This window comes from Prevotella sp. TCVGH (assembly GCF_023522295.1).
In the GTDB taxonomy this organism is placed as follows: Bacteria; Bacteroidota; Bacteroidia; order Bacteroidales; family Bacteroidaceae; genus Prevotella; species Prevotella timonensis.
Map to the genome: position 1 here is coordinate 1 of NZ_QFFX01000027.1, position 22,547 is coordinate 22,547.

Below are 22,547 nucleotides of genomic sequence, written 5' to 3' on the forward strand. Positions count from 1 at the left end.
CATGGCAAAAACCTGGGCAACAAAATGTTGCTCAGGAACTTATAAAAATAATTATCAATTATGTTGCGGAATTAAGGTTTAGGAAAATTCAGAAAGGAACAATTCAAGTATTCACCTGTAAGAAGTTACTAATGACAAAAAAGAAATTGCCCGTTCGTTTTACGGGTCAGCACTTTACTATTGATAAAGTGCTAATAAAAGATGCAATAAGACAAGCAAATATAAGTAATCAGGATACGGTTTTAGATATTGGGGCAGGCAAGGGGTTTCTTACTGTTCATTTATTAAAAATCGCCAACAATGTTGTTGCTATTGAAAACGACACAGCTTTGGTTGAACATTTACGAAAATTATTTTCTGATGCCCGAAATGTTCAAGTTGTCGGTTGTGATTTTAGGAATTTTGCAGTTCCGAAATTTCCTTTCAAAGTGGTGTCAAATATTCCTTATGGCATTACTTCCGATATTTTCAAAATCCTGATGTTTGAGAGTCTTGGAAATTTTCTGGGAGGTTCCATTGTCCTTCAGTTAGAACCTACACAAAAGTTATTTTCGAGGAAGCTTTACAATCCATATACCGTTTTCTATCATACTTTTTTTGATTTGAAACTTGTCTATGAGGTAGGTCCTGAAAGTTTCTTTCCACCGCCAACTGTCAAATCAGCCCTGTTAAACATTAAAAGAAAACAGTTATTTTTTGATTTTAAGTTTAAAGCCAAATACTTAGCATTTATTTCCTGTCTGTTAGAGAAACCTGATTTATCTGTAAAAACAGCTTTAAAGTCGATTTTCAGGAAAAGTCAGGTCAGGTCAATTTCGGAAAAATTCGGTTTAAACCTTAATGCTCAAATTGTTTGTTTGTCTCCAAGTCAATGGGTAAACTGTTTTTTGGAAATGCTGGAAGTTGTCCCTGAAAAATTTCATCCTTCGTAGTTCAAAGTCGGGTGGTTGTCAAGATGATTTTTCTGGTTTGGTGTCGTCTTTTAAGCTGCCGCATAACGAAAAATGGTAGCCGTAGTTGCCGGATTTACAGCACTTTCGTATCAATTTAGCACTTCGGTTCGTTAAAAGCACCAAAGTATCAAGTTGGCACGAAAGCCGGCAATTATCGGCTACCATATGTGTGTGCCCTGCATATGCAGGACACACCCCGAAAGCTTTTCAAATAGTTCAAAAATACAAATTTAGTTTTACGAACCAAGTTTTCGGGGTGTTATTTTTCCAGAGGGTGCAAGTCCCTTACGAGCGGATTGAAACCCCGAATCGTTAGCAAGCTGCAAGGTGGTTTATCGTGAGGTATGCACTGAAGGAAGCAGAACTGCAAAAGTCTGTACCGACGAACAGAAAGTACATAAGAGGCATAACAATAAGGATGAGTATCCACAGCAATACGAAGTCCAAAACAGTGTTCTGAACATGCTATTAAATCAGATTATTGTTATGTAGATGTACCGGCGATAGACGGAAGGAAAAAGCATTTACCAGGGGAGGTCTTGGCGATTACGAGTTAATCAATCCAAGAAGTCAGCAGAGGTCATAGTACTTGAGGGCAAACGAGGTGCGAATAGATACCGCATAGGTCTCACAAACAAGGAAGGACTGAACGTAAAGAGGTTTTCAATAGGTAACGGAACACATAGTAGCCCTACTTAACGAAAACAGGTTAAAAACAACTAAAATGATAACAAGAGTAGTACATCCGTTTAATCTTCAAAGAGCATTGGAACACGTGATTGCCAATAAAGGTAGTGCGGGTGTTGATGGTGTTTCTATAAGAGAGCTCCGCAAGGTGTTTTCTGAAAAGAAACTACAACTGATTGAAGCAATCAAACAAGGCAACTATCAAGTACAACCCATTTTAGGTATTGAAATTCCGAAAGGAAATGGGAAAACTCGATTATTGGGTGTTCCCACCACTACAGAACGTGTGTTGCAACAAGCCTTAGCACAAACTATTGCACCACTTTTTGAGCCCGAATTTAGTAATTACAGCTATGGATTTAGACCTCACAAGAATGCCCGACAAGCCGTTGGACAATCTCGGGATTACATCCATTCAGGATTAAACCACATTGTGGATATTGACCTGAAAAACTTCTTTGATGAAGTTGACCACTGTTTATTACTGAATTTAATCTATCAAAAAGTGAAATGCAAAGCTACCATGCAACTCATACGCAAATGGCTCAGAGCACCTATTAAAATCAACGGAAAGCTACGAAAGAGAAGAAAAGGCGTTCCGCAAGGAAGCCCTTTAAGTCCATTATTGTCGAACATTTTACTACATCAACTGGATAAGGAAATGACTCGAAGAGGACACAAATTTGTACGTTATGCGGATGATTTTAGTATTTATTGCAAAAGCCACAATCAAGCCAAGGCAACAAGAGTGGTAATTGAAAAGTTTTTGAAAAACAAACTCAAATTAACTATAAATGAAGAAAAGAGTGGTATCAGAAAACCAATCCACTTCACAATTTTGGGTTTCGGATTCGTACCTACGTACGAGAAAGGAAGTAAAAATCAATACCAACTTATTGTATCGGAAAAAGCATGGAAGAAACTAAAAGAACGACTTAAAACAATCACCCGAAAAACCACACCAGCCACATTTGAAGAGCGTATTGCCAAGATAAAAGAAGTGCAACGCGGATGGTTGAACTATTTCCAAGGCACGAGTATTTTGGGCAAATTACGAGATTTAGATGGTTGGCTTCGCAACCGACTGCGCTATTGCATTTGGCATCATTGGAAAAAACCCGAAAGGAAAAGGAAAAACCTGATTCGATTAGGTGTAGACCAAGACCATGCCTACGCTTGGAGCAGAACACGGAAAGGCGGTTGGGCAATAGCACAAAGTCCTATTCTAGGCACTACCATTACTTTACAACGCTTGAAGAAAAGAGGATATGTTTCCTTAACTGAATTACATTTACAACTTAACCCATCTCTTTGCGAACCGCCGAGTACGTGACCCGTACGCTCGGTGGTGTGAGAGGCGCACTCCGTCAGTTACTGGCGGAGCCGTCTACTCGATTATGCGGTCGGTTTTCATTTTCTCTTCTTTCTCGTTAATTTGTCAAGCAAAGTTACTAAATTTGCAGTCAAGCAATTTCAATTTTTGAATTATGTATTTCAGCAGACCTTGGACTTCTATCTAAGTGATAGGCAGTCCTGAAAATTCCAATCTCTTTTAGGTCAAGACAATTAGTCTATGGGTTTCGTGTACCGACTTTTTTGTAAAGGCGTTACGTTGTCATAGTTGCTCTGTCGGGTAATACTGTCTATTCACTTCTCCACGATTTCAACAACAAAAATGATTGAACGTATCAAATCGTTGGGGGAAATGGAGACGAAGCAGAAATGTGTAGTTCAACGGTTCGAGATTATCATTCCCCTCCACCAAAAAATAACGACCCAATATATAGCCTCCGCAAGTTTTACTTGCGGATTTTTTAGTTATCGCAGATTGGACAAAGGTTTCTTTGCTACTTTCTTTGTCCGCCATCATGCTCACTGAAAGAAAGTAGGGCGGCTCTCGCCGCCCCGCCACTCAAAAGCGTGTGTAAAGTCCCGTCACCATCGTGAACATTTCCTCCAGCATATCAAAATAGATACCCTCGTGTACGGCAATGTCCTTCGTCCTGCACTCGAATGTCTTTTTGCTGAATGTCCTGCGGTAGAAGCGCATATTGTAGAGATCTGCCCCCGCATCATAGATGATGTCAAGGCGGTTGGCACTTGTCTTGTTCCTTGCAAGGCTCATCCGTAAGCCGTTGCCCATATTGATGTAATCTCGGCTACCTGTCATGGCGGTAAAGCGTTTTCCACCTATCTGCTGTAATATCGTCTGTGCTATCATATTCGTTGTTTTTAGGGTTTTAAGTGCTGGCGGTGCGGACACCGCCAACTTGTTCAAAATTCTCGCATCTCGGCAATGGGTGTCTGCCGTTGCAGCCACTCCTTCACACACTCCATATTGTACTCGCTCGTGATGACTGCCGTATGGCTGTCGGTGGCGGTGAAACGTGTGCTTTCGTAATCATCTATCCACCCTTTGAGGGTGTCCGTTCCCCACGCTTGGGCATCGTCAAAGATACCGTCCAATGCCGCGATAGGTTCGCTGAATTTGACTATCAGCGTTTGATAGGTCGTGTTCATCGGTTGCCCTCCTTTCCCTGCTTTGCGTTCAGCCACTTGTTCCTTGCGGTTCGGCACTCGTCCAATGTGGGTTTGACACAAGTGAACAGTTCTCCGTCCGTATGGCGGTAGTCGTACTGCACAAGTGTCCGCTTGCGTCTGCCGATACCCGATTGGAAACGCTCATATTTCTCCGTCCCTGCTTCCGTACAGGTGCTTACTCCGTTGATGGTCATTCGTGTTGCCATAATGTTGCTTTTTAGATGATTAAAAATGTACTGACAGAACTCTGTTCTTCATCACTATTTCGGGGTTGCTCGTGTAGCGTTGGTGCAGGTAGAAATGGTGAGAGCCGAAGCCGTAAAGGAAAAACTTGTCAAGTTCGTGCTTCTCGGCAAACTCCTTTACGCTCTTTCTTAATCCCTCCTCACTTGTTGAGAGAGTGAGGAGATTTACAAATTCAAGGAACAAGGTGGGGATTTTATCGTCCCACACACAAATCATGCTTTCGATTCTTACTTCCATATCAATGTTGTTTTAGGGTTTATGCTATGCCGCTTTCATCCGCTCACGGATAAGGTTGGCGTTCTTGTTCACAAGGTCTATGATGCGCTCGTGGTATTCGGTGTCTTGGTTGTACTTGCCGTGGCACTGCACCACCTTGAGTGTCCGCAAATCCACCTCTACGGTTTCAATTATCTCACCGCCAATCCTTGCCGAGAGTATGAGGGTGTCGGCTTTCTTGTAGTATTCACTGCCGAACACGCAGATGTTCTGTGCCTTGCCCTCGCTGTAATACTCGTCTATGCTTTCAAGTACCTTGACGATTATTTCCTCGTCAGTGATTACCAATCCGAAGAATTTGGATTTGTTGGCAATGAAATCCTCCGCATCTTTTTCCCTTTGCAGTTGCCGCTGTTGTTCACGCTCACGCCTTTCAATCTCCCAGCGGCGGCGTTGTTCGGCCCGTTCCTTCTCGTGTATGGCTTCAATCTTTCGAGTTGCGTTGTCGTGTGCCGCCATGAAATCTTCGGGGCAGATGTTCTTCGGGTTGCGGAGGTCTTGACCGAGTTTGTTGAGCATACGCAGATAGTCGCACCACATGGAGAAGTTGTCTATCCGATACTTGTGACGCTTGGCAATCAGATATGATGCCCAGCATTCATCGGCAGTACGGGCATTGAAAAGAAAGTGTTTCATGACCTCAATCTCATCGCCTTTCATAAGGGTTTCAATTCTTGGGTCTGAAAGCAAGGCTTTGAAAAGACGCACGGGGGAAATGCCGTGGAAATCGCCCTTGAAGCCGTTGCGTCTGAGTTGGGGTAATACCCTCATCTTAGGATATGCACAGCTTCTTGCCACAACATCATCGTATAGGCTGTTGTGCGGTCTTATCTCCATCGCGCTGCACAATGCCCATACATCGCAGTAATAGAATGTGAAGCCACGGAGCAACGCCATGTCCGTAACCTTACCGTCGGGTGAAATCCAACGCTGCACAACCTCGTGGCAATAGAAGTGCATCGGCTCGCCTTTCCTGCTCTCGCATCTGACCTGCGCCACACGGATTACCTGATAGCCTTTGCAGGTGGTTATCACGCTGAAATACTGCGTTTCCTTGTAGATACGTTTGCGTGTGTCCTGCACTTTGAGTTTGGCATAGCATTTGGGGCAGGTACAGCCTTCAAGGGTGTCGCACAGTACGCTGTTGCTGTACCACTCGTGACCGCAGTCGGAGCAGGTAATGTTCCCTTTCTTGGTGCGGTAGCCGATATGTTCAATACAGTGGCGGTATGCCCAATCTATTTGTGTCGCTGATATGGGGCGAAGGTTGGCTGAAAGTCTTGCCACCTTTTTCTGTATCTTGGTCTTCGGTTTCATAAGCCTAAATCAAATAATGAGGGTTGGGATTGGGTTACTTTTCTCGCTGGCGGTCTGTTGCGGTTTTGCAACTTGCGGAGTTCCTCCTCTTGGTATCTGCGAGCTGCGTTCTGACGTGCCTCCGCCTTTTCCTCTTCCGTGAGTTCCACAACATGGTTCACCACCACTTGGCAGTTCATAGGTTTGCCCACCTCTATCTCGTTTTCCTCATAGTAGTGGATGGCTTGCCCGAATATCTCTCCGTCCGTGAAGCCGCTGCAACCGCTTTTCTGCACATAGTTCAGAATGTGGGTCACGCACTCGTCTATGTTTTTGGCAGGGTTGCGGTACTTCTTCGCAAAGAGCGTATCTTCCTCCGCCCGCTGTTCCAGATACATTTGTATCGTTCTTTTGAAATGGTCTGTTCCTTTCATATCGCTGTCGTTTTTAGATTGTCTGTTTAAGTCTCTCTCTCCAATAGGTCGGCTCTACCTCGCTGAGAAGGAAGTCCATGAAGTCCCTCCGTGTGTCCTTGTTCAGTTCGTGGTACAATCTTCGGAAAGTTTCAAAATTACCGTTGATGTACGTTTCCACCATATACACGAAGATGTTGTCCACCTCGTAATATCTGCACTGCTGCGCTACCGTCTTGCTGTTTCTCTTTGCCATGTCGGTAAGGGTTAAAGGGTGAATAACCAAAGGATGAAGCCGAAGTAGGCAATGGTGGAAAGGATAGCCACGATTACACCTATCGCCACTCGGAACACTCCGTTTATAATCTCTCTGATGATGTCCCAAAGGATGCCGAACACCCCGAAGGCGGTGCGCATCATCAAGCCGCATATCGCCAACCCGATGTATTGCGCCACTTGTCTGAAATTTGCCGTTGCCGTCATATCTTCGCTGTTTTTGATTTTTTTGTTTTTTATGCGGATTCAAGAGCTGAGGGAGTTGAGTTTCAAACTATCTTATCTGCCTCTCGTTTATCCGACATTTTTTTTATGCGTCTTTCTGTCGCATCGGTCGTTTTCGTTTCGGGTGCTTGAAAAGGTAGGGATTAGGGAATGCAAGGTTTTTCGGGGAAATACTACCCGAAGGGCTGGAGATTTCCGCAGAAAACAGGAGGCTTGACCTTGCTTTCCCGTCCAATCCCGGAATTACCTTTGCGCCCTGAACGAAAATGACTGACTGATGCGGCTCACTGAAAGGCGCAAAATGGAGGTAAACGAAACCAGAGGCAGATTGGGTAGAAAAAACTTCAGGGGAAAATCCGTAAAAAAGGAATCACCAAAAGGAAAAAGACATCACCGGAAGCGTGAAAAGGGCAAACCACAACAAAGGGAGTATGATTGTTTTCCGATCCGACGGGACTTGTCCAGCCGGGTGGCAACAATCATTCTTCCCGGATTGCCCGCTGTGTGTGGCCGCTTGTTTCATTTATGGGGCAGGCTGACACTCTCTGCATTCACTTTCCGCTTCCGGCAAAAGGGACAGCAAAAAAAGAAAAATCATCTGGTAGCCCGTAAAAGCACCTCTTGGCATAGACGCAAAAGAAAGGGGCATTGCGTCATCAGTCTAAACATCGTTTAGGCGTGAGGCAATGCCCTTTTCTCCGGCTATGCGGTAGTCGGCACACGTTTGTTCTAAACTCGTTTTGGGCAATGGTGTTCCGACGAACAATACCGCTTTTACGGAAAAACTAATGAATGAGGTGATAAAAAATCCGGGAGTTTATATCAAAATCTCGGATAAAATAGCTACTTTTGCATACAAAGAGTTCTTTGAAGGTTACGCGACGCGCAGAAGGATAATGCAGTAGATAACTAACTAAATCGTAACCTATTACTATCAAGAGCAATTAACCTACGCTCATTTTCAATAAATTACACTCTTTTCGTAACTTCATGATGCAAAGATAGCATTTTGTTTACAAAACAGGAAACATTCTAACGCATTTTGTACGGCATCTCATCATTTTTAACCATTCAAAAAGAGGTTGGTGCAGGATGCTACCAACCTCGAGGGATGATTTCGTAAAATTCGAAATCTAAAAATATGAGACAAATATACCTTTTATAATTGACAAAAACAAATTTTTGAACGAAAAAACTACAAAATTTAACATACTCGTGTTTTTACTTAAAAAACATACAGAATTGTCACAAAGATTTAACATTGCAATCTTAAAACGTAGGACAATATTTAGTATCTTTGCGATAAGAACTTTTTATTATTCATTTAAAACATAATAGTATGAACAAAATTCTACGCATTTCAGTAATGAGTTTGCTCGCTTTGATAAGCAGCATCACCTTTGCACAAGTGACATTTGACGCCAATGTAGACAAAGGAAAACAAACAGGAAATGGAAACCCTGACCAAGTAAGCAAAGACGGTGTCACTCTTTCGGGTACAGATGCTGCACTTGCAGCCGTTAATTTTAAGACTCAGAAAGGAGAATACCGTTTCTATAAAAGTTCAAGCGTAACCCTATCTGCTACTGACAAAAATATTATAAAAGTCGAGATGACCTGCTCAGGCGTAAAAAAATATGCGGCATCCAACTTTGTTGCACAAGAAGGATTGGTAATTGCCAAAGAAACAGCCACATGGACAGGTAAAGCTACTTCTATCACTTTTAAGACTACGCAACAAGTACGTGCCTTTAAAGTAGTCGTTACCTTAGAAGGTGGAGCTGTTACTCCTACCCCTGAAGTACAAACTGTAGATAACATAGCTGCGTTTAAGGCACTATCTGACGGTACTACCGCTCAATTAAAATTGAACAATGCACAGGTACTCTACACATGGACCAGCAACAAAGGCAACACCAGCACTTACATCCATGACGCTACTGGTGCCTTGCTGTTGCACAATAGCGGATTAACCCTCAAAGAAAACCAGGTGTTGAACGGTGAAGTAACCTTGAAACTGACAGACTATAGGGGACTGCCCGAAGGTGTGAAAACTGATAAAACCAACGTTGAGGGGTTGACCATCACCGATGGTACACCCGCAAAACCAAAGGTCATCACCCCCGATAAGGCAAGCGAGAACCTCTCTGATTTGGTACAAGTGGAAGGAGTGACCATACAGAGCGAGAAATCTGGAAAGTACACCAACTACTATGCCCACGTTGGAGATCAAAAGATTCAACTGTTTAACGGTTTTCACTTGGATGCCTACAAGGATCTTTCTTCGTTTAATGGCGTGCAGAATCAAACTGTAAAGGGTATTGTAAGCTTGTTCAAAGGACAGCCACAAATCAATATCATCAACATTGAAAAAACTATGGTCTCTGACAACATTAACCAACTCAACAGTGCTATCAACGACAATGCACCTATGTACAACTTGGCTGGACAGCGTGTTGGCAAGGAATATAAGGGTGTTGTGATACAAAACGGAAAGAAGTTTATCAATCGATAACCTTTACACCTTATATATATGATAGACAGCCCTGCCAACAAATCGTGACAGGGCTGTTCTTTATATTTTCCTTAACTCTCCATGAGTGGCTCTGGACAGAGCTTGCAATCATCTAAGTTTCTTGAATGGCGAACTGTCGGGACACTATAGGCTATGCGTTACGTAGCATTTCCGCACATTGCTCCGCACATCGTTCGCCATCAATGGCAGCCGAGACGATGCCACCTGCATATCCTGCACCCTCGCCACAAGGGAACAAGCCTTGCATGCACACATGCTGCAAGCTATCGGGATGACGCAGAATGCGGACAGGCGATGAGGTTCGAGTTTCTGTAGCTATCAACACAGCCTCATTTGTTAAGAATCCATGACTACGCTTGCCAAACATTCGGAAAGCTTCTTGCAAACGCTTCACGATAAAAGGCGGCATCCAAAAGTGCAACGGACTACTGATAAGTCCAGGCGCATAGCTCGATGAAGGCAAATCAAACGACAACCTGTTGTTGACAAAGTCTGCCATTCGCTGTGCAGGAGCGGTTTGTTTCATATTGCCTTGCTGCCAACAATGTCGTTCCAATTGCTCCTGAAACTGCATCATGATGAGCTTATCAGAGATGGGTTCATCGTCCATGGGCGTAAGCATATCATGACTCATCACATCTTCTGGATGCAGTTCTACCACCATCCCCGAGTTAGACCATTTAGTACCTCGATTGCTGGGACTCATCCCATTCACCACTATTTGCTGCGGTCCCGTCGCTGCGGGTATCACAAAACCACCGGGACACATACAAAATGAATATACACCGCGCTCTTGTGCTTGGCACACAAATGAATATTCGGCAGCTGGTAGATATTTTCCCCTGCCTTGTTTTTGGTGATATTGTATCTGATCGATGAGCATTGACGGGTGTTCCAAGCGCACACCCACAGCCAAAGCCTTAGGTTCTATCTCGATGTGCTGCTTGTCTAAATAGCGATATACATCACGTGCGCTATGTCCAGTCGCCAAAATCACAGGTCCTTGAAAAGTGAGTTGCCGACCAGTTTGCAGGTCGATGGCTTCAACACCAACAACTTGGCTATCGTTTGAAGAAACTTGTAACGATGTCATCTTCGTTTGGAAATGCACTTCTCCCCCACTTTTCAAAATGGTATGGCGCATGTTTTCAATCACCTTGGGCAACTTATCTGTGCCAATATGTGGATGAGCGTCAGCCAAAATAGCAGTAGAAGCACCATGCTGGCAAAAAACATTCAAAATCTTTTCAACACTTCCGCGCTTCTTTGACCGTGTATATAGCTTACCGTCCGAATAGGCTCCAGCTCCTCCTTCTCCAAAACAATAATTACTTTCTGCATCCACCTGTTGAGTTTTGGCAATCTGTGCCAAGTCTTTTTTACGCTCACGAACATCTTTCCCACGCTCCAACACGATTGGACACAATCCTTCTTCTATGAGTCTTAAAGCAGCGAATAGTCCTCCAGGTCCTGCTCCTACCACGACAACCCGTGGACGTTGCGAAACATCAGGATAGTTGGTTCGAACAAAATCCTCCTCTTCAGGCTCTTCATTGATAAAGACACGCACTTTCAAATTGACAAAGATTGTACGTTGGCGAGCATCGATAGAGCGTTTCAGCACACGTACATGTTTGATTGTTCGGGCGTCTATACCTTTTTCTTTAGCCAAAAATCCAATGATAGACTCTTGGGAAGCGGCAAGGTGTGGCAATATTCTTATTTGATATTCTTGAATCATAATGGCTGATATAAAAAGTTTAACGACAAAAGTTCATTGACAAAAGTAACCTTTTTTTAGCTTTTTGGGCAGAGTTGACGTAGATTTCTTTATAATTGATGTAATAAAAAGACGCAAGAAGCTCGTGAAGCTCAATGGAATACATAATTTTGATGAAAATAACATAAATATTTTCCTTTTATTTATTTGGTTTCTTAAAATAGAATTGATAAATTTGCAGGGATTTTTTCAAACAAACTATGAAGAAGACATCGGTGCTATTGGTTGACGAAAACAAATAGACCATCGTGAACTACGCACACCCTGCTATAACGATGCAGGCAAAACTGAAACAAATTAATGTTTTAACCTAATTCTATAAATATGAAAAGACGATTATTCTTGATGATGTCGTTCCTTCTCTTCATGATAGGAACTGCATTTGCACAAACTGATGTGTCAGGAACCATTATTTCAAAAGAGGATGGACAACCCGTTGTGGGAGCTACCATTCAAGTTGTTGGTTCTGGCACAGGAGCTATCTCGGACATTGACGGTAAGTTTAAGCTAACCCTGCCACAAGGCAGAAAGACGCTACGTATCTCGTACGTTGGAATGGAATCACAAGATGTAACTGCAAAAAGTAACATGCGCATTGTCATGATTCCAGTACAGAAAAGCATTGACGAAGTGATTGTTGTTGCGTATGGTACTGCAAAGAAATCAGCATTTACTGGTTCGGCAAAAGTGTTAGAAAGCGATGACCTTACTAAGGTTCAAAGCACGAACCCTATTGAAGCCATGAAAGGAAAAGTTGCAGGTGTACAAATGGTTAGCAGCTCAGGTGCACCAGGTAGTACGTCAGCTATTCGTATACGTGGTATCAGCTCCATTAATGCAGGCAATGCCCCATTAATTATCTTAGACGGAGCACCGTACGATGGCAATCTCAACTTGATCAACCCACAAGAAATAGAAAGCCAAACGGTACTGAAAGATGCTGCATCCGCTGCTTTGTACGGTGCTCGTGGTGCCAATGGCGTAATACTTATCACCACTAAGAATGGGCGCAAAGGACGTTCCTCTATTACTGTTGAAGCAAAAGTAGGAGCAAACAGCAGACAAATGCCACTTCACAATTACGTTAACAATCCTGCTGGATATTACGAGCTTTATTTTAATGGACTTTACAATTATGCCATTAACAAGCTTAACATGAGTCAAGATCAGGCGCTTGGTTGGGCAAACCAAAACCTTGTAGACCCAAATCCTGATAACTCATATAGTTTGGGATACAATGTTTATAACGTTCCTGAAGGAGAATGGATGATAGGACGAAACCTTAAATTAAATCCACATGCCACCTTGGGCAGAGTTATTGAGAACAATGGAAAAAAATATATGTTGATGCCTGATGATTGGATGAAAGAATCATTTAGAACAGGTGTTCGACAAGAATATTCGATGACAGCCAACGGTTCCACTGATAAGAGTAGTTTCTTCGGCTCAGCCAGTTACTTGAAGATTGATGGTATTACACCTGGTTCTGATTATTCTCGTTTCTCATCTCGTTTGAAAGCTGACTATCAAATGAAAACTTGGCTGAAATTGTTTGGAAACTTCAGCTACTCACACTATGAAACGAACTCTTTGCGAAACGATGGTGAAAGCAATACACCTACCAACCTGTTTGCAATGGCACAAATGGCACCTATTTATCCATTGTATATCCGCGACGCTGAAGGCAACATTCTTATTAATCAAAATACAAATTTACCAGAAGTTGACTATGGTAACGGAGCTGTACTTGGACTTACCAGACAGTTTATGAAAGACGGTAACCCTTTGAACGATAGCCAAATTAACCATAATGGCGGTATTGGACACAACGCTACTGCTGCGGGAACAGCCGAAATTAGATTCTTGAAAGATTTTAAGTTCACATCGTCTAATAGTGCTTTAATCGGTGAATACCGAGGCACTACAACATACAATCCCTGGTTTGGTGAAACTGCATCGCAAAAAGGACATATATTTAAGAAACACGATCGTACATGGACGTACAACTTGCAACAGCTATTGAATTATCATCATGTGTTTGATGCACACGATGTAGAAGTAATGCTGGGACATGAGTACTTTAGAAGTCATTATGAAGAGTTGAGCGCAGACAAGCTCAAAACATTCTCTAACGAGAGCGTAGAACTCGATCAAGCAGTACAGGTAGGTCAAAGTGGTTCATATGCCAGCGATTATAATACAGAAGGCTGGTTTGGACGCGCACAATATAACTACGAAGGAAGATACTTCACATCGGTTTCTTATCGCCGTGACGGCTCTTCACGTTTCCATCCCGATCATCGCTGGGGTAACTTTTGGTCACTTGGTGGCGCATGGAATATCAATCAAGAAAAATGGTTTGATAGTAAAATCGTTGACTTACTTAAATTTAAGATTTCCTATGGCGAGCAAGGTAACGATCGTATTGGCGCATTCCGTTACACAACGACATACAACATAGAAAATTCGAATGGTGAAGTTTCTTTAACTCCAAACTCTTTAGGTAATGACAAGATTACATGGGAAAAGGGTGGAAATATGAACACTGGTATTGAGTTTTCGCTTTGGAATGGGAGACTTAATGGTGATATCGAATATTTCTATCGCACCACAACCGATATGCTATCATGGGTAAAGACTCCCGGCTCCACAGGTTTTGCTGGTTATTACAATAACGTGGGCGACATGCGCAATAGCGGTTTAGAAATTGACCTTAACGGAGACATCATTCGCACAAAGGACATTACATGGAGTGCCAATGTGAACTTTACAACTTATAAAAATAAGATTACGCGTTTAGCAGACAACCGAAAGAATAGCGAGATTGATGGTGTTCGGGGATATAACGACGGATCCTATTTTTATGGTGAGGGATTGCCTATCTACACTTGGCGACTTTATAAATATGCTGGCGTAGATCAGAATACAGGTGAGGCTCTATATTACAAGAAGATATTTAAGACTGATGATAAAAATCAAATTGTAAAAGACGCAAACGGAAACGATATTGTAGAAAAAGAAATTACGACAACCAATGCAGGAGAAGCATCGTACTACACATGTGGCACCAGTTTGCCTGATGCCTATGGCGGTTTTGGAACCAGCTTGAATGCTTATGGCTTTGATCTCTCTATCGACTTCAACTATCAAATTGGTGGAAACGTATTAGACGGTGCTTATATTAGCGCAATGAATATGAACCGTGGCGCACAAATGCATGCCGATTTGCTGAACGCTTGGACGCCTCAAAATAAAAATACAGATATTCCACGACTACAATACGGTGACGTAAATGCAAATAAATTATCCGACAGATTCTTGATAAATGGTAGCTATTTATGCTTGCAAAACATCACATTAGGCTACACACTGCCAAATAGAATTACTACTCTATTGGGATTAGAGAAGATGAGAATATATGCTGTTGGTGACAATATTTGGTTGTGGTCAAAACGCCAAGGATTAGATCCACGTCAATACATTGATGGTGGTGCTGGTAATGCAAGTTATTCGCCTATTCGTACAATATCTGGTGGTGTTTCTATAACCTTCTAATTATAAAACCTAAGAACTATGAAAATGAAAAATATATTGAAAATTGCTCCTATTATTGGAGCAATAGCAAGTAGCACTCTGCTATCTGGATGTTTACAAGAAACATTTCCTACAGATGTGGCAACACAGAAGCAGGTACAGAGCTCAGCAAATGCAACTGAAAATCTGTTGGGTGCCATTACAACTCAAGCTAAGAGTATCTACAGCGATCCATATTCATGGGGATATGGTGCAATTATGCACGTTAGAGATGCAATGACAGCCGACATAGCAACCCTATCCTACCAAAACTGGGATTGGTTCTGGTTTTGGACCGATTGCAAAGAAATTGGTGCTCCATGGGCTGTAACGCAATTTATATGGGAATGGCAATACCAATATGTACTCACTACAAACAATGTTATTGGACTGGTAGATCCCGAAAAGGCTACCGATTTCCAAAAGGGTGCATTAGCCATAGCTTATGCAAATCGTGCGATGATTTACTTAGATTTAGCACGAATGTACGAGTTTTTACCCAATGATAAAACAGTAGGTAAAAGTGACACTGGCAAAGATATTACAGGTCTCACTGTTCCTATCGTAAAAGCAGGAATGGATCAACAACAAATGGCAAACAATCCACGTGCGAAGAAAGAAGACATGGTGAAGTTTATCAAAGAAGATTTAGACCAAGCCGAAAAATACATGAAATATGTAACCGACACCAAAGGAAACACGTTTCCAAACATGGCATGTGTTGAAGGTCTGCGCGCACGTCTTTACATGTGGCTTGAAGATTATCCCAATGCTAAGAAGTATGCACGATTAGCCATAGATAAAAGTGGCGTACCTATCATGACAAAAGAAGATTGCTTGGACATCAATAAGGGTTTCAATGACATTTCCAAATGGATGTGGGGTGTGCAATATACAGATCAAGATGCTGGCTTGGAAAGTGAATGGGCTAACTGGACCAGTTGGATGTCGAACGAAGTGCAATATGGATACACTGCAAAGGGCGCTACCCAAATGATTGGCAGAAGTGTTTACGATCGTATTAGCGACAACGACTGGCGCAAACTGGAATTTAAAGCTCCAGAAGGCTCACCGCTTTACGATAAAGTTCCATTTCTAAATGCAACATACAAAGAGAAACTCCCTGCCTATGCTTCCTTAAAATTCCGTCCCAACAAAGGTGATGATAAAAGCTTTAAGGTAGGACAAGCCTCAGCATATCCTATGATGCGCGTAGAAGAAATGTATTTTATCGAAGCAGAAGCAGCAGCACATCAAAACCTTGCAGAAGGTAAAAAGCTGTTAGAACAATTCATGAAGACACGTAATGACAAATACGAATGCAAAGCAAAGACACAAGATGACCTTGTAGAAGAAATTGTTTTTCAAAAGCGTGTTGAACTTTGGGGCGAAGGACAATCATTCTTCGACATCAAGCGATTGAACTATTCTGTAACAAGAGGCTATCCTGGTACTAACTTTGTACCCGAAGTAAGATTGAACAGCAAAGGTAGACCTGCATGGATGAACTTTGTTATCGTTGACCAAGAGATTATGTCCAATCCTATTTTACGAGATCAAAACAATCCAGATCCATCAGAAAAATACAGTCCTTGGATTGGAGAATAACGCCATCAATACAAAATTATAGCAATTATGAAAAAGACATATCATACGTTAAGAGCCATACTCCTATTTGTATGCGTTACATTGTGCGCATCCTGTGTAGAGGAGTATGAATACGAGCCTGCATCACTAACCGCAGGAAAGCCAGAAACTGAACAAGCTTTTTTATTGACAAATTCTAATGTCATATACTTAGAAAACAGCATGTCACAAACATTAGAAGTGAACGTTGTGCGACCTGATAAATCTGCAGCTGGTTCTATAAAACTTGTTTCAGATAACGATAAATTCAAAGTACCACAGAGTATTGACTTTAAGGCTGGTGAAAAATCGAAACTTGTCAAGATAAATTTTGACATGAAACCTACAACATCCGAACAAGTAACTATCAAAGTGGCTGATGAAAATGCCTATAATTACGCAAGTACAAAGGTGAATATAACGGTCAATAGGTACACAAAACATAGTGCAAATTGGCAAAGTTGGTTCTATGGTTACACATTCGAAGACATAGAAATTATGGAATGTCCTAAAGATATGTTCACTATCAGAGGGCAACATTTCAAGGCTGAATGGATTGACAGTGATTTGGGCAACATTACATTTTGGAAAGATGAAAAAGGATTGTTACACATGAAGCCACAATATATTCATCGACAGAATTGGAATGATGCTGGATTAAAAGATTTTTGGATTGTAGGTTTATTCGGTGATAGCGAGCAGCTTTGGAAGAAGGCAGACATTGACGCTTTGACCAAGGATGAATGTGGCAAATATCATCCAGAAGACGACACCTTCGAGTTATGGTTCCACTGGTACTCCCCCGATTTCGGTTGGTGGGTCAACAATCAGAATCCGGAATGGATTGCGCTTTTGGACTAAAAAATGAGCGAACAATAAAAAGATAACACACGCTGTGTTGTCATCAATTGCAACCCAATGGGCGGTGGGAGAACTCTCGCCAATGCCCATTGGGTTTTTCTATCTACTGTAACAAAAATATTTATGATGAGATTTAGATTATTTACTACTTTTTTCCTTACCTTGTTGCTCACCCTCTCGGCATCAGCAAAGCCTCGCACCATGGCACAACTCAGAGCCATCGCTGCTCGAGAACTTTCTGTATCTACGACTGTCGAAGATACGAGAGCCACAAATATTAGCAACATGGAAATGCTTCAGCAACTGTCAGACTTAACCGTGATTGGCAACCGCCATGTGGGTTTCGTAGTGTTGGCAAACGATGATGCCATTGAAGCTGTTGTCGGTGTATCAAACAAGCCATATACCACCGACACAAACATCAATCCCTCCTTTCAATGGTACTTACGGGCAGCCAACGCAACCATAGCCAATCGCATAGCAAACGGACAACATTACAGTGCTGCTATTGCGCCAGCGGCGCCCCTACCCAGCCATGTAGCCCCACTCATAAAAACCAAATGGAAACAAGAAGCCCCCTTCAACAACGATGTGCAAAAGGATGCTAACGGCAACCCCTATCTTGTGGGATGCGTGGCTATTACCATGACGCAGATTATGCGCTATTACAAGTATCCCACGAAGGGCATAGGGTCGAACACCTATTCAATGAACGGTGAGACGCTCACTGCCGACTTTTCCGCTTCCCCTTATCAGTGGGACAAGATGTTGCCTATCTATGAAAAAGGAAAATACACTGACGAAGAGGCAAAAGCTGTGTCAGAGTTGATGCGACAGGTGGGCATTTCCGTCAATATGGATTATAAACCTAACTTCAGTTCTTCGTACACAAAATCTGCACAAAACGCATTTATCAACAATTTCGGCTACAATCCCAACATGAATCGCTACACCCGCAACTACTATTCAGAACAAGAATGGATGGACATGGTGTATAAGGAATTGTCTGAGCAACGCCCCATTTACTATTCGGGCAACGACTCGAAATGGGAAAACGGTCACGCTTTTGTAATCGATGGTTATAATGCAGACGGCAAAGTATATGTTAACTGGGGCTGGGGAGGCTATCAAGACGGCTATTTCGACATCGGTATCTTGACACCAAAGAATAGCGGTGACTACAGTTACTATCAAGATATGATTGTTGGCATTCATCCAGAGAAGCAAGGAGCGTGGATGAGTCACCTCACCCTGGATTACGGCAACCATCTCACCATCAAAAAACTCTCCAGGCGAGCTATCAGCATGGGCGAAGCAAAGGTTTGGAACGTGAGCAGCACTCCTGTCAATGGTACACTTGCTTTAGTTATCGAAGGAAATGGACAACAACGCGACCTTGAGACAACAAACTATCAAGCCGAAGACAGCTACATGAACTCAATTTCGTGGGGAAGAATCCTCATTCCTGACGGCCTGCCCGATGGCGATTATCAAATCTACCTACGTTTCAAAGATGAGCGCGATGCCAACTGGCAAGTGGTAAGATCAGAGTATGGCAAACCCAATAGTGTGGTGATCAACATCGCCAACGGCACCTTCTCCGTCAAGGGCAACCGCACCAATTACGACTGGGTAACAGCTATCGAGACACCATCGGTCAGCGATGCCGAAGCACCCATTCGCGTGTACGACCTACAAGGCCACAAGCTGATGCAACTACCCGCAGCCGCCTTCTCTGTAAGCCAACTGCCCACACATGGCATCTTCATTATAAAGCAAGGAACAAAGACGACAAAGGTGGTCAGATAACCCAAAAAGCACAATTCAACGGGTTAACAGCCTTGACTCATTGAAATATAACTTTTAGAGCATTGGATCACAGCATTAATCCAATGCTCTATTTTTTTGTCTCAATTGTAGTATTGGGGCAAATCAGAGCCAACAAAAGCTCTTCCAAAAGTATAATTTTGTCCTGTAATTTTACCAAAAATCGATCATTGAAAATCTCTGAAATAGAAAAAATCAATAGGCAAACGCCCAACAAAAATGGGCTGATTTTACCAAATCAAACATCTTTTCAAGTTAGAACATAGACTTTACGCCCTTGGAAACATGTATTAGCGGTGTTATTCACATGCTTCAGCGGCATTAAAGCATGCAAATAACAGGATTAGAACAATGCTTCAGCCGCCAAGAAAGGGTAAAAAAGAGAAGAAAAAGACAAGACATAGGTATAACGTATTCAATAACAACCGATTACAAAATTCGCTCAAAATTCGCGTATTTGCGACCAACTTTGCCGTTGGTTGTTTTTACGCGAGTTATGAGAGGCACTTTGTAAAGAAAATTCAGCATTTATTTTCCCTCCATGTAGCGTATCATCCATATTGCCTACGCTATTTCTTTTGTGTCTTTTCGCAGTATAAAATATCCCCCTTCAATAAAAGAGCAGGGAGATACATGCATTGCTTTGCAAATAATATGGATGAAAATAAGGGCTGATTTCAAGAAATTTTGTACATTTGCCCTTATCTAAGTCCATATGGACGCAATAGATGAACCGCCTTTGAGAAAAAATCCCACCGACGGATAAAAAGTGAGGTGAAAATTCCACCCTGCTATAAGAGAGAACAACTCTATTGTGACGCACCGCCAATTTGGGCTACATTGCGGCACAACAAGATAAAAAGACACTACATGAAAGTATTGAAGTTTGGCGGAACATCCGTTGGTTCCGTGGAAAGCATCCTCTCACTGAAGAGGATTGTCGAGAGAGAAGCCCAACGACAACCCGTTGTTGTGGTAGTAAGTGCATTGGGAGGCATCACCGACCAACTGCTGAACACAGCGCAATTAGCACTGTCGGGCAATGAAACTTGGAAAGACTCCTTCGACAATATGGTGGAGAGACATCACCAACTCATTGATTCCGTTATCACTGACAACATCAAGCACAGCGAACTATATCATAAGGTAGACACGCTGTTCGAACAACTCCGTTCCATCTACTTCGGTGTATTTCTCATCCATGACCTGAGTCATAAGACAGAAGACACCATCGTGAGTTACGGTGAGCGACTAAGTTCGCACATCGTTGCCACCTTAGTAGAGAATGCCCGTTGGATAGATGCCCGCACATTCATCAAGACCGAGCGCAAACACAACAAGCATGTATTGGACAGCACGCTCACTCAGCAGTTGGTGAGAGACGCCTTTTCGCATCAGCACACCATTACCTTGGTACCGGGATTCATCAGTCAGGACAAAGATACGCACGAGACTACCAACTTGGGAAGAGGCGGCTCAGACTACACCGCTTCTATCATTGCCGCCGCACTCGATGCCGACATTTTGGAAATATGGACAGACGTAAATGGCTTTATGACAGCCGACCCCAAGGTGATTAAGGCTGCCTACACGATTCATGAACTCAGCTACATCGAGGCGATGGAGCTGTGCAACTTTGGTGCCAAAGTGGTATATCCGCCCACTATCTACCCCGTATGTGTGAAAAACATCCCTATACAGGTGAAAAACACGTTCGACCCCGATGGTGAGGGAACCATTATTAAGGCAAAAATCAAAAACGATGGCAAGCCTATCAAAGGCATCTCAAGTATTAAGGGAACCACACTTATCAACGTGGCAGGACTGTCCATGGTGGGTGTCATCGGTGTCAACCGTCGCATCTTCACCGCCTTGGCAAACCATGGCATATCGGTATTCATGGTAAGTCAGGCGTCTTCGGAAAACTCAACCAGCATTGGTGTGCGCGAACAGGATGCAGATGCTGCGGTAGCTGTACTCAACGACGAGTTTGCCAAAGAGATAGAAACGGGTGCTATGTTCCCCATGGAGGCACAAAATGGGCTTGCCACTATTGCCATTGTGGGTGAAAACATGCGTCACCTGCCGGGAATAGCAGCCAAACTGTTTGAAACATTAGGGCGTTCGGGCATCAGCGTCATTGCTTTTGCACAGGGGTCGAGTGAGACCAACATCTCCGTAGTCATAGAAGCTGCCTACCTGCGCAAAGCCCTGAACGTGCTGCACGACTCGTTTTTCCTGTCCGAATACAAGGTACTCAACCTCTTTATCTGTGGCATTGGCACCGTAGGTGGCAAACTCATAGAGCAGATACGGTCGCAGTACGATGAACTGAAGGAACATTCCCGACTCAAACTCAACGTGGTAGGCATCGCCTCATCCAAACATGCCATATACAACCGTGACGGTTTAGATTTGCAGACCTACCGAGAAGAGTTGCAAGCATCAGAACTCAGTTCACCACAGAAATTGTGTGAAGCCGTCATCGGCATGAACATCTTTAACTCTGTATTTGTAGACTGTACGGCAAGTGGCGAGATTGCTGCCCTCTATCAACCGCTCTTAGAACATAACATCAGTGTGGTGGCAGCCAACAAGATAGCCGCCTCATCGCCTTACGACGAATATATGCGATTGAAACAAACCGCCGTGACACGAGGGGTAAAGTTCAGATACGAAACCAACGTGGGAGCAGGACTGCCCATTATCGGCACTATCAACGACCTGCGCAACTCAGGAGACAAGATTCTGAAGATTGAAGCCGTACTTAGTGGTACGCTCAACTTCATCTTCAACGAGCTGACTGCCGATGTGCCATTTTCGGAGACTGTACACCGTGCCAAAGAAGAGGGATATAGTGAGCCCGACCCACGCATCGACTTGAGCGGAAAGGATGTGATCCGCAAGCTGGTCATCCTCACACGCGAGGCTGGCTACAAGGCAGAACAAGAAGAGGTGGAGAAACATCTGTTTGTTCCTGATGAATATTTTGAAGGCAGTGTGGATGAATTTTGGAAGCGGCTACCACAATTGGACGATGACTTTGAGAAACGTCGTCGCACCCTCGAACAGCAAGGTGAGCGGTGGCGATTCGTAGCCTCTATGGAGCATGGCAAAATGAAAGTCGGTCTGCAAGCAGTAGCACAGTCGCATCCCTTCTATAACCTCGAAGGTAGCAACAACATCGTGTTGCTCACCACCGAACGCTACAAAGCCTACCCCATGCAAATACAGGGATATGGTGCAGGTGCCGATGTCACCGCCGCAGGCGTGTTTGCCAATATCATGTCGATAGCCAATATATAATATATAAGGTGGGCTGAGGATGATGAACAAAACTATGAAGAAACATTGCCGCACACGAACTCTGAAACGCATTCATGTGAAGATTGCAAAAAAAACATTGATTTTTTGGTGTAATCAATGACAAA

18 protein-coding genes and 1 pseudogene are annotated in these 22,547 nt (G+C 43.1%); 10 read left to right on the forward strand and 9 right to left on the reverse strand.

Annotated elements, in window-relative coordinates; translation table 11 throughout:
* Positions 1–131: 131 nt before the first annotated feature.
* The 3 genes from erm(F) to DEM91_RS12610 all read left to right on the forward strand — a co-directional run bounded on the left by erm(F) (position 132) and on the right by DEM91_RS12610 (position 3,519).
* A complete protein-coding gene (erm(F), locus tag DEM91_RS06635; RefSeq protein WP_004295323.1) occupies positions 132–932 on the forward strand; it encodes a 23S rRNA (adenine(2058)-N(6))-methyltransferase Erm(F) in 801 nt (266 codons plus the stop codon).
* Between the two features lie 745 nt (positions 933–1,677).
* Positions 1,678–2,973 carry a group II intron reverse transcriptase/maturase gene (ltrA, locus tag DEM91_RS06640; RefSeq protein ID WP_007567572.1) on the forward strand — a complete coding sequence of 432 codons (1,296 nt, stop codon included), beginning with the start codon at positions 1,678–1,680 and terminating at the stop codon, positions 2,971–2,973.
* Between the two features lie 342 nt (positions 2,974–3,315).
* A complete protein-coding gene (locus DEM91_RS12610) occupies positions 3,316–3,519 on the forward strand; it encodes a hypothetical protein (protein WP_004316914.1) in 204 nt (67 codons plus the stop codon).
* A gap of 33 nt (positions 3,520–3,552) precedes the next feature.
* On the opposite strand, the gene DEM91_RS06645 is transcribed toward DEM91_RS12610, so the two are convergent.
* From DEM91_RS06645 to DEM91_RS06680, 8 genes are read right to left on the reverse strand one after another with little or no spacing between them, the layout of a single operon-like run.
* Complete coding sequence (locus DEM91_RS06645) at positions 3,553–3,861, reverse strand: hypothetical protein (protein ID WP_002560966.1); 309 nt, start codon at positions 3,859–3,861, stop codon at positions 3,553–3,555.
* A gap of 53 nt (positions 3,862–3,914) precedes the next feature.
* Entirely contained in the window at positions 3,915–4,160 is a 246-nt protein-coding gene (locus DEM91_RS06650; RefSeq protein WP_002560965.1) for a DUF6956 domain-containing protein, read from the reverse strand.
* Complete coding sequence (locus DEM91_RS06655) at positions 4,157–4,387, reverse strand: DUF3873 domain-containing protein (protein WP_002560964.1); 231 nt, start codon at positions 4,385–4,387, stop codon at positions 4,157–4,159. The genes DEM91_RS06650 and DEM91_RS06655 overlap by 4 nt, the downstream gene beginning before the upstream one ends.
* Positions 4,388–4,406: 19 nt before the next feature.
* Positions 4,407–4,664 (reverse strand): hypothetical protein, encoded by a 258-nt coding sequence (locus DEM91_RS06660; RefSeq protein WP_002560963.1) that lies wholly within the window; start codon positions 4,662–4,664, stop codon positions 4,407–4,409.
* Positions 4,665–4,688: 24 nt separating this feature from the next.
* Positions 4,689–6,020, reverse strand: coding sequence for a PcfJ domain-containing protein (locus DEM91_RS06665; RefSeq protein WP_002560962.1), 1,332 nt, complete (start codon positions 6,018–6,020; stop codon positions 4,689–4,691).
* Entirely contained in the window at positions 6,017–6,433 is a 417-nt protein-coding gene (locus DEM91_RS06670) for a PcfK-like family protein (RefSeq protein ID WP_002560961.1), read from the reverse strand. The genes DEM91_RS06665 and DEM91_RS06670 overlap by 4 nt, the downstream gene beginning before the upstream one ends.
* A 13-nt stretch (positions 6,434–6,446) precedes the next feature.
* A complete protein-coding gene (locus DEM91_RS06675; protein ID WP_002560960.1) occupies positions 6,447–6,668 on the reverse strand; it encodes a hypothetical protein in 222 nt (73 codons plus the stop codon).
* 11 nt (positions 6,669–6,679) lie between these two features.
* On the reverse strand, positions 6,680–6,895 hold the full coding sequence (locus DEM91_RS06680; protein ID WP_002560959.1) for a hypothetical protein: 216 nt from the start codon (positions 6,893–6,895) through the stop codon (positions 6,680–6,682).
* Positions 6,896–7,561: 666 nt separating this feature from the next.
* Between DEM91_RS06680 and DEM91_RS12690 the strand changes: the two are divergent.
* Together DEM91_RS12690 and DEM91_RS06685 are read left to right on the forward strand one after the other, a co-directional pair.
* Positions 7,562–7,751, forward strand: a pseudogene (locus DEM91_RS12690) (hypothetical protein).
* A gap of 501 nt (positions 7,752–8,252) precedes the next feature.
* Positions 8,253–9,428 carry a hypothetical protein gene (locus DEM91_RS06685; RefSeq protein ID WP_249858392.1) on the forward strand — a complete coding sequence of 392 codons (1,176 nt, stop codon included), beginning with the start codon at positions 8,253–8,255 and terminating at the stop codon, positions 9,426–9,428.
* Between the two features lie 151 nt (positions 9,429–9,579).
* Here the strand turns inward: DEM91_RS06685 and DEM91_RS06690 are convergent, their stop codons facing one another.
* On the reverse strand, positions 9,580–11,190 hold the full coding sequence (locus DEM91_RS06690; RefSeq protein ID WP_249858379.1) for an NAD(P)/FAD-dependent oxidoreductase: 1,611 nt from the start codon (positions 11,188–11,190) through the stop codon (positions 9,580–9,582).
* 363 nt (positions 11,191–11,553) lie between these two features.
* Between DEM91_RS06690 and DEM91_RS06695 the strand changes: the two genes are divergently transcribed.
* From DEM91_RS06695 to thrA, 5 genes are all read left to right on the forward strand, one after another.
* Positions 11,554–14,784, forward strand: a complete 3,231-nt coding sequence (locus tag DEM91_RS06695; RefSeq protein WP_249858380.1) for a SusC/RagA family TonB-linked outer membrane protein — start codon at positions 11,554–11,556, stop codon at positions 14,782–14,784.
* Between the two features lie 18 nt (positions 14,785–14,802).
* Positions 14,803–16,410, forward strand: coding sequence for a RagB/SusD family nutrient uptake outer membrane protein (locus tag DEM91_RS06700; protein ID WP_249858381.1), 1,608 nt, complete (start codon positions 14,803–14,805; stop codon positions 16,408–16,410).
* Between the two features lie 27 nt (positions 16,411–16,437).
* Positions 16,438–17,289, forward strand: a complete 852-nt coding sequence (locus DEM91_RS06705) for a hypothetical protein (RefSeq protein ID WP_249858382.1) — start codon at positions 16,438–16,440, stop codon at positions 17,287–17,289.
* 123 nt (positions 17,290–17,412) lie between these two features.
* Positions 17,413–19,098 carry a C10 family peptidase gene (locus tag DEM91_RS06710; RefSeq protein WP_249858383.1) on the forward strand — a complete coding sequence of 562 codons (1,686 nt, stop codon included), beginning with the start codon at positions 17,413–17,415 and terminating at the stop codon, positions 19,096–19,098.
* An 888-nt stretch (positions 19,099–19,986) separates the two neighbouring features.
* Positions 19,987–22,422, forward strand: a complete 2,436-nt coding sequence (thrA, locus tag DEM91_RS06715) for a bifunctional aspartate kinase/homoserine dehydrogenase I (protein ID WP_249858384.1) — start codon at positions 19,987–19,989, stop codon at positions 22,420–22,422.
* The last annotated feature ends 125 nt before the right edge of the window (positions 22,423–22,547 follow it).